Below are 13,267 nucleotides of genomic sequence, written 5' to 3'. Positions count from 1 at the left end.
CATGTAGGGCCAGCTGGGAAGAGCCCGGACGAAATATGCCCCCCGACTGATACACAAGCCCCCTCAGCGCGACACGTCAGGCGTGTGTGCGAGAAACGGCCAAGGGGAGTGATGTCGGGCATTCGGGAGGGCGTTCGGGATTCCCTCGGCCGGGTGGGGTACGACCTGCTGGCGCAGGCGCTGGCCGACTGCGGGCGGGACGGCTACACCGGGGGGCTCAGAGTCTCCGGTTCGCCGGGCGGCGGCTTCCGGCTGCGCAACGGGCTCGTCATCGGGGCGGAGAGCCCCGGCGCCCCCGGCCCGGAGGCCCTGCTGCTGCGCTCCGGCCGGGTCAGCGGCGAGCAATGGGCCGACGCGGTGCGGGAGTCGGGCGGCGCGCGCTGGCCGGCCGAGGCGCTGATCGCGGGCGGCCTGGCGGGCGCCGCCGAGCTGCGGGTGGTCACCGTGATGGCGCTGCACGACGCGGCCTTCGCGATCGTCGCGGGCCAGGTGGACGGCGTCGAGCGCGACGACCGGGCCGGGCCGCCCGACGGCGTGACCGTCTCCGTCGGCGAGGGATCGCTGCGGCTGCTCCAGGACGCCAACCGCAAGCTCGCCGCCGTGGCCGCGCTGCCGCACCCGGTCCACCCCGACCGCGAGCGCCCGCGCCCCGGCCGGCCGGCCGAGCGGCTCACCTCCTTGCAGACCGAGCTGCTGACCCATGCGGACGGCCGCAGAACCGCCCGCGACCTGGCCTTTCTGAGCGGCCGCGGGGTCTACACGGTGACCGTCGAAGTCGCCCGGATGCTCGGCGAGGGGCTCCTGGAGTGCGGCGAGGCGCCCCCGCCGATCCCCGTCCGGGTGCCGGAGGCGACCCCGGTCCGCCACCGCGAACCGCCGCCGCCCCCGCCACCGCCCGAACCGATCCACACCCCCGTCACCCTGCCGCGCCGGGTCCCCGGTGCCAGCGGCATGAGTGCGGGCCTGCCTCCGGAGAAGCCCGGAGGGAGCTGGCGGGGGTTCTTCCGCCTGCGGAACGGAACCGCGAGATGAGAACGGTGAGGAATGAACAGGAAATCGAGCTTCGCCCAGAAGATGCAGGGGAGTTGAGTACATGGATCACGAAGCCCTGACCCTGGAGATGCGCAGCCTGCGCGAACAGGTCACGGGAATCACCGACACGGCCGTCGCCGCGTGCGACGGGCTGCTCATCGCCGCCGACACCGCGAACTCCATCGACCCGGAGGGCCTCGCGGCGCTCGCCGCGGCCGGTCTGGGCCTCGCCCGGCGCACCGCCCAGGCCACCGCCCGGGGCACGCTGCGCCAGACGGTGACGTACGGCAGCCACGGGTGCGCCGCGTTCTACGCGGTGGGGGACACCGCGCTGATGGTCGTACTCGGGGACGAAGGCATGGACGTCGACCGGCTGCACCAGGCGACACAGCCGGCTCTGGACCGCATTGGCTCGATCCTCATGGCCAAGCAACCAGAGGGAGTTTAGAAGGATGGGGACAAAGCGCATGACGACAGGATTCTCCGACCAGGTCATGAGCCTGGTGAAATCGCTCCGTACCGAGGCACCCGACTGCGTGGCGGCAGGCGTGGTCGACATGTCCACCGGGATGCTGCTCTCCTACGAGACGGTGGACAACCATCCGCCCGAGGTGCTCGACCTGCTCGCGGGCGCGACCCTCGACCTGTTCCAGGGCCGCACGGTCGTGATGATCGAGGACGTCTTCAAGGAACGCCGCAACACGACGAACGACAACCACTTCTTCCAGGAGATCCTCGTCAACAGCGACAACCTCACCCACCTGTTCGTGCGGATGAACGAGCAGCAGGACGTCGTCGCCGTGGTGGTGTGCCGCAAGTCGGTCAACGTCGGCATGCTGTTCGCCCAGACCCGGCGGGTGGTGAAGGAGCACAGCCTGTGAGCAGCCGGCGCGGCTGACGCCGGACGGCCCCTCCCCGCGGCGGGGGAGGGGCCGTCCGGCGTCGGCGCGGCGCGCCCTACTCGGTGCGCAGACCCTCCGGCCGCATCAGCCGCAGCAGCGGCGGCAGGCTCAGCAGGGTCACCGCGAGGACCACCCCGGCGCCGATCCCGGTCATCGCGAGCACGCTCGCCCAGTCCACCCGGACCGTCGCCGCGGACATCCGCAGCAGCACCGCGCCCAGCGTCACCCCCACCACCGACGCCAGCAGCAGACCCAGCGCGATCGGGATCGCCGTCTGCCACAGCACCGACAGGCTCAGCGTGCGGCGCCGGGTGCCGAAGGCGACCAGCGACGACAGCAGCTTGCGGCGCTCGCGCAACTGCTCCAGCTGCGACACCAGCAGGCTCGCCCCGATCAGCGCCAGCACGCACGCGGCACCCACGAACAGGCCCGTGCGGATCGAGGTGAACTTCTTCGACGACTCGGTCGCGGCGAACGTGTCGACGGACGCCAGCGGGTCCATCGCCGCCGCCGTGTTGCGCACGTGCTCGGCGGCGTCGGTGACCGTGCGGTCCAGCACGACGTAGACCACGCCCTGGAAGGCGGGCGCCGCGTTCGCGGGCAGGGCGCCCGGGGTGAGCAGCAGTCCGGCGCGCTCGGTCCCGGTCAGGTCGTGGCGGGTGCGCGCCTGCCGGACGCCGTGCGGCACGGTCAGAGCGATCTCCAGGTTGCGCGCCTCGCCCTGGTAGGACGGGTCGAGATAGACCGTGCGGCCGGCCCGGACCAGCTTCGGGGTGTCCGTGTCGCCCGGGGAGCCGAGCAGCGCGAAGCTGTCGCCGTCGTGGCAGGAGGGCAGGACGGCCACCTCGCGCAGCGCGGCGCAGCTGCCGAGCGTCACCTCCGTGCCGTGCTCCGGGTCGCGCCGGGTGTCTCCGGCGTACCCGTCCGCCAGGCCCACCGCGCGGCCGACGCCCGCGGTGGCGCGGACCTTCGCGGTGGCCCGGTCGACCGACGTGCCCGTGGGGACGGACACCCGCATCTGCGCCCGGGTCAGGTCGTACCCGGTCGTCTTGGTGTAGTCGCCCTGGACGCCCGCGAACAGCATCTGCAGCGCGATCGCGCCGGCCACCGCCACCGCGATGCCGTTCACCATGCGGGCCGCCGTACCACTGCTCAACTGGAGGCGTCGTACGGCCAGTTGCCAGGCGACGCCGCCGGGGCCGAGACGGCCCACGACGCTCTCCACGACCCACGGGAGCAGCGCGGTGACCCCGATCAGCAGCAGCATCACGCCGCCGACGACCAGGTACTCGTTGAAGCCGCCGCCGTCGTGGCCCTGGCCGATCATCGGGTAGAGCATCGCGAGGCCGGCCAGCGGCAGCAGCAGCCGCCACCACAGCCGGCGCCGCGAGGGCCGCGCCGTGCGCATCACGCCGAGCGGCTCGATGACCACCCCGCGCAGCGCCAGCAGCGTGACGAGCACGGCGGCGGCGGGCACCGCGACCGCGACCAGCGCGGCGAGCGCGGGCGTGGGGTCGAGATAGCTCGGGAACACGCTGACGCCGAGGACCTCCACCGAGCCCGCGACCTGGCGGCCGAGCAGGAAGAAGCCGGTGCCGAAGACCAGTCCGAGCAGGGCTCCGGCGAGCGCCTCGCCCGCGGCGATGCGCCGGGTCATCCGGCTGTCGGAGCCGACCAGGCGCAGGGCCGCGAGACGCCGGTCGCGGCGCTCGCCGCCGAACCGCACCGCCGCGGCGATGAACACCGCGACCGGCATCAGCAGCACGACGAAGACGACGAGGACGAGCAGCAGCAGGACCGGGTCCGTGCTCTCCTTCGTCGGGTTCGGGGTGCCGAACCGGGTGATGCGGGCGACGTACGGCGGGTTGACGCGGTCGGCGAGGGCGTCGGAGCCCGCGTAGTAGGCGAGTTCACGCGAGCCGATCAGCCCGCTCTCGGTGATGGTCCCGGTGATCCGGTACGGCAGCCGGTCGCGCAGCAGCGCCCCGCCGGGGGAGTCGAGCAGTTCCTTCAGGGCGGGCGAGACGACCATGTCGCCGGCCGCCGGGAACGCCGCGACGCCGGGCGGCAGCGGGGCGCGCTCCCCCTCGGGCATCACGACCCGGCCGCGTACGTCCTTGCCGCGGTAGGTGGTGTCGACGTCGGCGATCACCAGGGTGTCGTCGGCGGGGGCGACCGGCTTGTAGTCGTAGGTGAAGTCCGAGCGGGACTGCTCGCGGTCGTGGCGCACCTCGAGCGCGTGCGGCAGCGCCGTGGTCAGCAGCAGCAGCGCCACGCCCAGGCCCACGCCGAGGGCCGTCAGCAGCAGCCGCACCCAGCCCTCGCGGCCGCCGGTGACGGCGAACCGCAATCCCATGGTCAGGTCCCTGACACTCTGGGGCGGCCTCATACGAGCCGCTCCATGTCCCGCGACCTGCCGTCCCGTACGACGATCTCGCGGTCCGAGTAGGCGGCCACCCGCGCCTCGTGGGTGACGAGGACGACGGCGGCGTTCGCCGACCGGGCGGCCTCGGTGAGCAGCTCCATCACCCGCTCGCCGTTGAGCGAGTCGAGCGCTCCGGTGGGCTCGTCGGCGAAGACCACCCGCGGTGAGGTGACCAGCGACCGGGCGACCGCGACCCGCTGGCCCTGGCCGCCGGAGACCTCGCCGGGCCGCTTGGCGCGCAGGTCGTCGACCTCGAGGCGCTCCATCCAGCCGAGCGCGGTCCGTTCGGCCTCCTTGCGCGGGGCGCCGTTCAGCCGGAGCGGCAGGGCGACGTTCTCCACGCAGGTCAGCTCCGGCACCAGCTGGCCGAACTGGAACACGAAGCCGAACTCCGAGCGGCGCAGCGCGCTGCGCCCGGCGTCGCTCATCCCGGCCAGCTCCCGGCCGTCGTACCGGATCGAACCGGAGTCGGGCGGGACGATCCCGGCGAGGCAGTGCAGCAGGGTCGACTTGCCGGAGCCGGAGGGTCCCATCACCGCGACGACCTCGCCGGGGTGGATGGAGAAGTCGGCGCCGTCCAGCGCCGTCGTGGGGCCGTACGCCTTGCGCAGGTCCTGGGCGGCGAGCAGGGATCCGGGGGGTGCGCTGGTCGTGGTCACGGGCGCACCGCCGTGGCGAGCTTGTCGAGGCGTGCCGCGGTCAGTTCCAGCCAGCGCAGGTCGGCCTCCAGATGGAACAGGGCGTGGTCGCAGATGAGCTGGTCGGCGAGGTCGCCGCCGCGCTTGCGGTCGGTGAGGATGCGCATCATCCGCAGGTGCTCCGCGCGCTGGGTGTCGAGGATGTCGCCGGCGTCCCGGTGGGTCAGCAGCGCGAGGACGACCTTGGTGTAGAGCGTCGACTGGAGGTACGGCTCCGGCTTCTCCGGTGTCGCGAGCCAGCGCTGCACGTCGGTGACGCCGGCCTCGGTGATCGCGTACCGCTTGCGCTCGGGACCGTCGCCGGGCTCGATCCCGTCGACCTCGACGAGTCCGTTCTTCAGCAGGCGGGACATCGTCGAGTAGACCTGGCCGTAGTGGAGCGGCCGGTCGTGACCGAACTTCTCGTCGAAGGCCCGCTTGAGGTCGTAACCGTGGCGCGGACCGGACTCCAGGAGCCCCAGAAGGGTGTGACCGATGGACATGGCAGCACTGTACACACGGTGTATACCCGGGATGTATACGCGGAGTGTGCAGATCGTGGCGGCGGGTGGCACGGCCCAGGTGGCGGCCGTCGCCGGGGTGATTGTCACGGTTCTGCTACAGGGGGTCGGCCGGATCCGTCCGGGCGTGCCCGTGCCCGTGCGCCCCGGGCTGCCGTCCGCGGCGCACGGGCACCGGCGCGCTCCCGGTGAAGGCCGCCGCGCGAGGGTGCCGGGATGCCTGTGATGCCCCGTTTCGCTGCGCTGTGCCCGACCTCACAGTTGTCCCGCGCCGTGCTTCTTTTCGCTGTGGCGGCAACCTTGTCCGCTCTCCGTACGTCGGTTCCGTTGGGGGCGGGTGCTGATTGTCACGTCCCTAAAAGACCGGATCCAGCGCCCTTTGTCACATAGAGCGGTGTTAGCTTTCTGAGCTGACCTGGGCCACGTACTTGTGCGACACCCGAGAACGAAGCGGAGCAGACGGACTCATGGGACGAGCGGAAGAACGACGCGCGCGACAGGGCGGCGGCCACCGTGCCGCACCCAGGGGCCGCTCGTCCGGCACCGCGGCCGGCGCGCCGGGCACCATGCCCGCGCCGGGCGGACCGGCCGGATACGGCGGTCCCGGAGGTCCCAGCGGTCCCGGAAGCCACGGCGGTCCCGCCGGCCCGGCCGGGCCCGGCCGGGCGGCCTCCCGCTCGGCGGCCCGCGGCGGCGCCCGCGGCGGCTCCGCGAAGAGCCGGATACGCCGGCTCTTCACCTGGAAGAAGATCCTCGGCACGTTCTTCGGCCTGTGCCTGCTCGGCATCGGCGGCTTCATCGCGCTGTACATGATGGTCGACGTCCCCACGGGCAACGCGGCCGCGCAGAGCCAGAGCAACGTCTACAAGTACAGCAACGGCAAGGTCATGGCCCGCGTCGGCACCGTCAACCGCGAGAGCGTGAGCCTCGACAAGGTGCCCAAGGACGTCCAGCGGTGCTTCGTCGCCGCCGAGAACAAGTCCTTCTACACCGACCCCGGCGTCGACCTGAAGGGCACCGCCCGCGGCATCCTCAACACCGTCATGGGCCGCGGCACGCAGGGCGGTTCGACGATCACCCAGCAGTACGTCAAGAACTACTACCTCAACCAGGACCAGACCGTCTCGCGCAAGCTGAAGGAACTGGTCATCTCGTTGAAGGTGGACCGCAAGCTGTCCAAGGACGACATCCTCGCGGGCTACATCAACACCAGCTACTACGGCCGCGGCGCCTACGGCATCCAGGCCGCCGCCCAGGCGTACTACAGCGAGGACGCCGAGAAGCTCTCGGTCCAGCAGGGCGCCTACCTCGCCGCGCTGCTCCAGGCGCCGAGCCAGTACGACTGGTCGTCCGCCACCGACACCGGCAAGAAGCTGGTCACCGCGCGCTGGAACTACGTCCTCGACAACATGGTCAAGCAGGGCTGGCTGGACGCGAGCAAGCGCTCCGCCATGACCAAGCTGCCCGTGCCGGACGCGCCCAAGGGCACGCCCGGCGAGGAGGGCCAGAAGGGCTATCTGGTCGAGCTCGCCAATCAGCAGCTGGAGAAGCAGCTGATGAAGTCGCAGGGCCTCACCCAGTCGCAGGCGGAGAACGCCGTCGTCGACAAGGGCTGGACGATCACCCTGAACATCGACCCGACGAAGCAGAAGCAGCTGGAGAAGTCAGTCAAGTCGCAGCTGACCAGCAAGCTGAACAAGAAGAAGCGCAAGGTCGACGGGTACGTCCAGGCCGGCGCCGTCTCCGTCGACCCGAAGACGGGCAAGATCGTCGCCCTCTACGGCGGCGAGGACTACTTCAAGCACTACATCAGCAACGCGACCCGCCGGGACTACCAGCCCGCGTCCACGTTCAAGCCGCTGATCTTCGCCGCCGCCCTGGAGCGCGGCGCGAAGACCCAGGACGGCAAGGCGATCGACGCGAACACGATCTACGACGGCACCAGCGGCCGCCCGGTCGAGGGCAGCGACATCGCCTTCAGCCCGCCCAACGAGGACGACCAGGACTACGGCAACATCACCGTCCAGACGGCCATGAACAAGTCCGTCAACTCGGTGTTCGCGCAGATGGGCGTCGACGTCGGCATGAAGAACGTGCTGGCCGTCGCGGACAAGCTGGGCATGGACACCACCGGCATGCAGGCGGTGCCCGCGCAGACCCTCGGCTCGATGGGCGCGAGCCCGCTGGAGATGGCGGGTGCCTACGCCACCCTCGACAACCACGGCAAGAAGGTCACCCCGACCATCCTCGCCAAGGCCGAGCAGAAGAACCGCACGGTCACCCTGCCCAGCGCGATCGGCGAGCAGGTGATCAGCCGCGAGGCCGCCGACACGGTCACCTCCGTGCTGACCGGCGTGGTCGACGACGGCACCGCCCGCGTGTCGGTGGCCCAGAACCCGGACCGCCAGGGCCAGCAGGTGGCCGGCAAGACCGGCACGTCCGACAACAACAAGTCGGCCTGGTTCACCGGCTACACGCCCGACCTGGTCACCTCCGTCGGCCTGTTCGGCGAGAACGTCAAGGCCCAGAAGCAGGTCTCGCTGACCGGCGCGACCGGTCTCATCCCCGGCACCGGCCGTATCAACGGTGGTGGCTACCCCGCGCAGATCTGGGCGGACTACACCTTCGGCGTGACGAAGAAGGTCAAGTTCGACCTGGACACCACGCAGGGCGCGGCCGTCCAGCCGACGACGTCGCCGACGCCGTCCAAGTCGGCCACCGAGAGCCCGTCGGAGACGCCGACCACGGAGGCGCCCACCACCGAGGCCCCGACGGACACGCCGACGCAGGAGCCCACGGAAACGCCGACCGAGACACCGACGACGGACACGCCGACGCAGACGCCGACGCAGACACCGACGGACGGCGCGACGGACGATCCGCTGAGCCAGGACGAATTCGCCGGACAGTAGCCGCCGTCACGCACAGCCGGGCAGCAGCGGCCCGCACACGGAGGAGGCCCCCCGCAGCCGCGGGGGCCTCCTCCGTGTGCGTGACGGCGAAGGGGCGTCAGCCGCCCGAGTGGTTCAGCTCGAACCACACCACCTTGCCGGTGCTGAGCCGGGTGGCGCCCCAGCGCCGGGCCAGCCGGTTGACCAGGTACAGCCCGCGGCCGTCCTCGTCGGTGGCGCGGGCCTGCCGCAGCCGCGGCAGCTGCGGCACGTCGTCGCCGACCTCGCAGCGCAGCACGTCCGTGCGGAGCAGCCGCAGCGTCACCGGCCGCGAGGCGTACCGCACCGCGTTGGTGACGATCTCGCTCACCAGCAGCTCGACCGAGTCGGTCAGCTCCTCCAGGCCCCACCGGGACAGGGCGCGCCGGGCCAGCTTGCGGGCCCGCCCCGGGGCGGAGTCCTCCGGGTCCAGGAACCAGTACGCCACGTCGCTCGGCGCGATCCCGTCGAAGCGGGCGGCGAGCAGCGCGATGTCGTCGTCCCGGTCACCCGGACCGAGCATGTCGAGGACCTCGTCGCACAGCGCCTCCAGCGGCGGCGGATGGTCCGGTCCGGTCAGCTGCGCGGTCGCGGCGAGCTTCTCGCGCAGCTGCTCTATGCCGGTCCACACGTCGCGCAGCCGGGACTCCACCAGGCCGTCCGTGTACAGCAGCAGGGTCGCCCCGGCGGGCGCGTCCAGCTCGACGGCCTCGAAGTCGACGCCGCCGACGCCGATCGGCGCGCCCGGCGGCACCCGCAGCACCTCGGCGCGGCCGCCCAGGTGCAGCAGCACCGGCGGCGGATGCCCGGCGTTGGCGATGGTGATCCGGTGCGAGACCGGGTCGTAGACCGCGTACAGGCAGGTCGCCATGCGGTCGGTGCCCAGGCGCTGGGCCTGCTCGTCGAGGTGGTGCAGCACCTCCTGCGGCGGCAGGTCGAGCCCGGCCAGGGTCTGCGCGGTCGTGCGCAGCTGGCCCATGATCGCGGCCGACGTCATGGAGTGCCCCATCACGTCGCCGACCACCAGCGCGACCCGGCTGCCCGGCAGCGGGATCGCGTCGTACCAGTCGCCGCCGACGCGCGCGGTCTCGGCGGCCGGCAGATAGCGGGACGCGAGCCGCACGCCCGTCGGGCGGGGCAGGTGCTCGGGCAGCATGGTGCGCTGGAGCTCGTCGGCGATGTACGCCTCGCGGCCGTAGAGCACCGCCTTGTCGATGCCGAGCGCGCTGTGCGTGGCGAGCTGGGCGGCGACCAGCAGGTCGTCGGCCTCGAAGGCCATCCGCTCGGGGCGGCGCAGGAACACCGCCGCGCCGATCACCCGGCGCCGGCCGCGCAGCGGCGCGAGGATCGCGCGCTGCCCGGAGGGGACGATCAGCTCGCCGTCCTCGCCGAGGAGTTCGGGCAGCGCGGCGCGGGCCGCGGGCGCGTCGGCGAAGACCGGGCGCACCCCGCGCAGCACCTCCGCGAGCGCGCCGCCGGGCCGCACCTCGCACAGCTCGGCGGTGACCGCGGACAGCTCCGACAGCTCGGGCTCGGGCTGCGGGGCGGCCGCGAAGCCGCCGTCGGTGTCGCGGTCCTCCGGGATCCGGTCGGAGCGGCGCAGCCGCAGCACGACGGGACCGGTGGGCCGCTCGTCGCCCACCGGCAGCGGGTCGCGCAGATAGACGAGGATCGCGTCGGAGAAGGTCGGCACGGTCGCCCGGCACAGCCCCATCACGATCTCGTCCAGGTCGATGCCGCGGGCGATGCGCCGGGTGGCGGCGCCCACGAAGCGCAGCCGGTCGCCGTCCCGCCGCATGGGCATGGGGCGGCCCGGCGGCAGCCCCTTGCCGCTGCGGCGCTCGCCGGCGGTGGGGCGCTGCTCGTCGCCCGGCTGCACGGGGATGCCCTCGGGCGCCGGACGCGGACGGTGGGAGTCGGGTTCTGCCGTGGACGGCTGGGCGTGCTCGGGGCCGGTGCCGGAGGTCATGGGCGTGCCCGCGGGGGCGGTCTCCTTCCCCTTGGCGCAGGGCGTGGTCGTGCCGGGCCCGGCGGGCGTCTCACCCGCGCGGGCCTGTGCCGGTAAGGCGGTGGCACCGGGGCGCGGTGGTTTCGGGGTGTGCAGGAGCGCCCCGCGGCCATCCGCGGGGTCGCCGCCCGCCTGCGGGCGCTCGAAGGAGGTCGGCTGCTCCGTCACGCGTGTCGAATCCGTCCGTTGGGGGCTGCGCGCCGCGCGCGCAGTTCGTCCCGCAGAAGTTCCGATACCCGGAATGCGTGCCCCAGGAACGGAATCCCCGCGTGGTCAGAGGCTGTGCCTGTGCCACCGGCGCGGCCTGTGCGGCCCCGGCCGGTGTTGCCCTCGTACCCCTCGCTCACGTCCTGCCGCCCCTCGGTGACGTTTGGTCAGACTCGCCGCATGATGCGGGAGTTGCCCCTGTGCGCCCTTGCGGAGGACGATCCTACGTTTCTTGACCGGGGGCGCATCAAGGGTCTCATGAGGACACGTGCGCGGGCGTACGGTCCCAGTCCTCCGGCAGTGACGGTACCGCCCAGGACGGATTCGGGCGCCAGTTCTGCCAGCCCTCGCTGAACGGCGGTCCCCAGGCGCGGATCACGTCGACCGCGGACGACCCCGCCCGGCGGACCCGTTCGGCGGCATCAGGGCCGATCAGACCGTCCCGCTGGGCCTGCGCGAACTCGTCCTCGTCGCGCCATTCCCACGCTCCGTCCGGCGCCACGGTGATGTCCAGAAAGTGATCCTCGGAGTCCACCCCGCCGTGCCAGCGGGCCAGCGGCTGCTCGAGGTTGACGTACCAGTTCTTGAAGCGCCAGCCCGGTTCCCAGAACAGCCACACCGACCACGGCTCGCCGGGGCGGGCCAGCTTCAGCACCCCGGTGCCGAACCAGCGGTCGCGCTGCACGGTCCGCGGCTTGGTGTAGCGGGTGTCCAGCGGCTCCTGGTGCACGGGCGTGCCGTCGGCGAGGACGGGGCGCACGCACTCGGTGCCGGGCGCCATCCACACGGCGAGCAGATCCTCGTCGTCGCGGACGACGGTGACCGGGCGGGCGATGTGGAAGTGCTCGCCGGCGTTCTCCCGGTACCGCCACAGGATCTGGCTGCCGGGGCTCCAGAAGCCCGTCGCCCGCCCCGTCTGCCCGCTCTGAGCGTGTCTCACCGCGTCACCGTCCGCCATGCACAGATATTAGGTGCCCCAGGCATACGACGCTGCGGCACGCGTCACGGTTCACCCGCGGGCGGTGGATCGTTACGGGTGTGTCATCCGCAGGACATCGAGGGCCTCGTCCAGCTGCTCGGCGGTCAGGTCGCCGCGCTCGACATAGCCGCCGGCGAGGACGACCTCGCGGATGGTCCGGCGCTCGGCCAGCGCCTTCTTGGCGACCTTCGCGGCCTCCTCGTACCCGATGTACTTGTTCAGCGGGGTGACCACCGACGGCGACGACTCGGCGTACTCCCGGGCCCGCTCGCGGTGCGCGACGATCCCGTCCACGGTCCGGTCGGCCAGCAGCCGGGAGACGTTGGCCAGCAGCCGGACCGACTCCAGGACGTTCTTGGCGATCACCGGCAGCATCACGTTCAGCTCGAAGTTGCCGGCCGCGCCCGCCACGGCGATCGTCGTGTCGTTCCCGGCGACCTGCGCGGCGACCATCAACACCGCCTCCGGGACGACGGGGTTGACCTTGCCCGGCATGATCGAGGAGCCCGGCTGGAGGTCCGGCAGGGAGATCTCGGCGAGCCCGGTGCGCGGCCCCGACGCCATCCACCGCAGATCGTTGGCGATCTTCGTCAGTCCTACGGCGATCGTCCGCAGCTGCCCGCTGGTCTCCACGACGCCGTCCCGCGCGCCCTGCGCCTCGAAGTGGTTGCGCGCCTCGGTCAGCGGCAGCCCGGTCGCGGCGGCGACCTCCTCGATGACGGCGGCGGAGAAGCCGGGCGGGGTGTTGATCCCGGTGCCCACCGCGGTGCCGCCGAGCGGCAGTTCCGCGAGGCGCGGCAGGGAGGCGCGCAGCCGCTCCACGCCGTAGCGCACCTGGGCGGCGTACCCGCCGAACTCCTGGCCCAGCGTCACGGGCGTGGCGTCCATCAGATGGGTACGCCCCGACTTCACGACGTCCGCGAACTCCCCGGCCTTGCGCTCCAGGGCGGCCGCGAGGTGCTCCAGGGCCGGGATCAGGTCCCGGACGACCGCGGCGGTGGCGGCGATGTGCAGGGAGGAGGGGAAGACGTCGTTGGACGACTGGGAGGCGTTGACGTCGTCGTTGGGGTGCACGTCGCGGCCGAGGCGCTCGGTGGCGAGGGTGGCGATGACCTCGTTGGCGTTCATGTTGGAGGAGGTCCCGGAGCCGGTCTGGAACACGTCCACCGGGAAGTGCGCGTCCCAGGTGCCGTCGGCGACCTCCCGGGCCGCCTCCTGGATGGCTTCGGCGACGTCCTTGCCGATCACCCCGAGCCGGGCGTTGACCTTGGCGGCGGCCCCCTTGATGTGCGCCAGGGCCTCGATGTGGGCGCGTTCGAGGCGCTGCCCGGAGACGGGGAAGTTGTCGACGGCCCGCTGCGTCTGGGCCCGCCACTTGGCATCGGCCGGGACCCGCACCTCTCCCATGGAGTCGTGCTCGATCCGGTACGCCCGCTCCTGCTGATCGTCGGCCACTGCCGATCACCTCCACTGGCGACAGCACCACGGCCGCCGAGGCTATTCCTCCCAGCCGACGCGAGCGGGCAGGCCGGGCCGCTGAGGGGCGGGGAGAAGACCGGAGAGGCCGGGGTGCTCGGGGGTGGGGG

10 protein-coding genes are annotated in these 13,267 nt (G+C 72.4%); 4 read left to right on the top strand and 6 right to left on the bottom strand.

From position 1 onward, the window contains the following. The first annotated feature begins 153 nt into the window (after positions 1-153). The 3 genes from WN71_RS32405 to WN71_RS32395 all read left to right on the top strand — a co-directional run bounded on the left by WN71_RS32405 (position 154) and on the right by WN71_RS32395 (position 1,913). Positions 154-1,032 carry a MarR family transcriptional regulator gene (locus WN71_RS32405; protein WP_338058717.1) on the top strand — a complete coding sequence of 293 codons (879 nt, stop codon included), beginning with the start codon at positions 154-156 and terminating at the stop codon, positions 1,030-1,032. 61 nt (positions 1,033-1,093) lie between these two features. Continuing rightward, entirely contained in the window at positions 1,094-1,480 is a 387-nt protein-coding gene (locus WN71_RS32400; RefSeq protein ID WP_046589412.1) for a roadblock/LC7 domain-containing protein, read from the top strand. Between the two features lie 4 nt (positions 1,481-1,484). Further along, positions 1,485-1,913: a hypothetical protein gene (locus WN71_RS32395; RefSeq protein WP_046589410.1), complete on the top strand. Its 429-nt coding sequence runs from the start codon at positions 1,485-1,487 to the stop codon at positions 1,911-1,913. 76 nt (positions 1,914-1,989) lie between these two features. Here the strand turns inward: WN71_RS32395 and WN71_RS32390 are convergent, their stop codons facing one another. Genes WN71_RS32390 through WN71_RS32380 form a run of 3 tightly spaced genes read right to left on the bottom strand, consistent with a single transcriptional unit; the run spans position 1,990 to position 5,539 of the window. Further along, complete coding sequence (locus tag WN71_RS32390) at positions 1,990-4,323, bottom strand: ABC transporter permease (RefSeq protein ID WP_046589409.1); 2,334 nt, start codon at positions 4,321-4,323, stop codon at positions 1,990-1,992. Continuing rightward, entirely contained in the window at positions 4,320-5,018 is a 699-nt protein-coding gene (locus WN71_RS32385; RefSeq protein WP_046589406.1) for an ABC transporter ATP-binding protein, read from the bottom strand. The genes WN71_RS32390 and WN71_RS32385 overlap by 4 nt, the downstream gene beginning before the upstream one ends. Further along, the gene (locus WN71_RS32380) at positions 5,015-5,539 is read right to left on the bottom strand and encodes a PadR family transcriptional regulator (RefSeq protein WP_046589403.1); all 525 of its coding nucleotides are present in this window, start codon (positions 5,537-5,539) and stop codon (positions 5,015-5,017) included. Before WN71_RS32380 ends, WN71_RS32385 begins: the two co-directional genes overlap by 4 nt. A 485-nt stretch (positions 5,540-6,024) precedes the next feature. Between WN71_RS32380 and WN71_RS32370 the strand changes: the two genes are divergently transcribed. Beyond that, entirely contained in the window at positions 6,025-8,469 is a 2,445-nt protein-coding gene (locus tag WN71_RS32370) for a transglycosylase domain-containing protein (RefSeq protein ID WP_046589401.1), read from the top strand. A gap of 97 nt (positions 8,470-8,566) precedes the next feature. Here the strand turns inward: WN71_RS32370 and WN71_RS32365 are convergent, their stop codons facing one another. The 3 genes from WN71_RS32365 to WN71_RS32355 all read right to left on the bottom strand — a co-directional run bounded on the left by WN71_RS32365 (position 8,567) and on the right by WN71_RS32355 (position 13,136). Beyond that, on the bottom strand, positions 8,567-10,663 hold the full coding sequence (locus WN71_RS32365) for a SpoIIE family protein phosphatase (protein WP_046589399.1): 2,097 nt from the start codon (positions 10,661-10,663) through the stop codon (positions 8,567-8,569). Positions 10,664-10,958: 295 nt separating this feature from the next. Then, the gene (gene fomD / locus WN71_RS32360) at positions 10,959-11,660 is read right to left on the bottom strand and encodes a cytidylyl-2-hydroxypropylphosphonate hydrolase (RefSeq protein WP_046589397.1); all 702 of its coding nucleotides are present in this window, start codon (positions 11,658-11,660) and stop codon (positions 10,959-10,961) included. 72 nt (positions 11,661-11,732) lie between these two features. Further along, positions 11,733-13,136, bottom strand: a complete 1,404-nt coding sequence (locus WN71_RS32355) for a class II fumarate hydratase (protein WP_079178281.1) — start codon at positions 13,134-13,136, stop codon at positions 11,733-11,735. Positions 13,137-13,267: the final 131 nt, after the last annotated feature.

The organism is Streptomyces mangrovisoli, from assembly GCF_000974985.2.
Classification (GTDB): Bacteria; Actinomycetota; Actinomycetes; order Streptomycetales; family Streptomycetaceae; genus Streptomyces; species Streptomyces mangrovisoli.
This window is presented reverse-complemented; position numbering and strand designations above follow the sequence as displayed.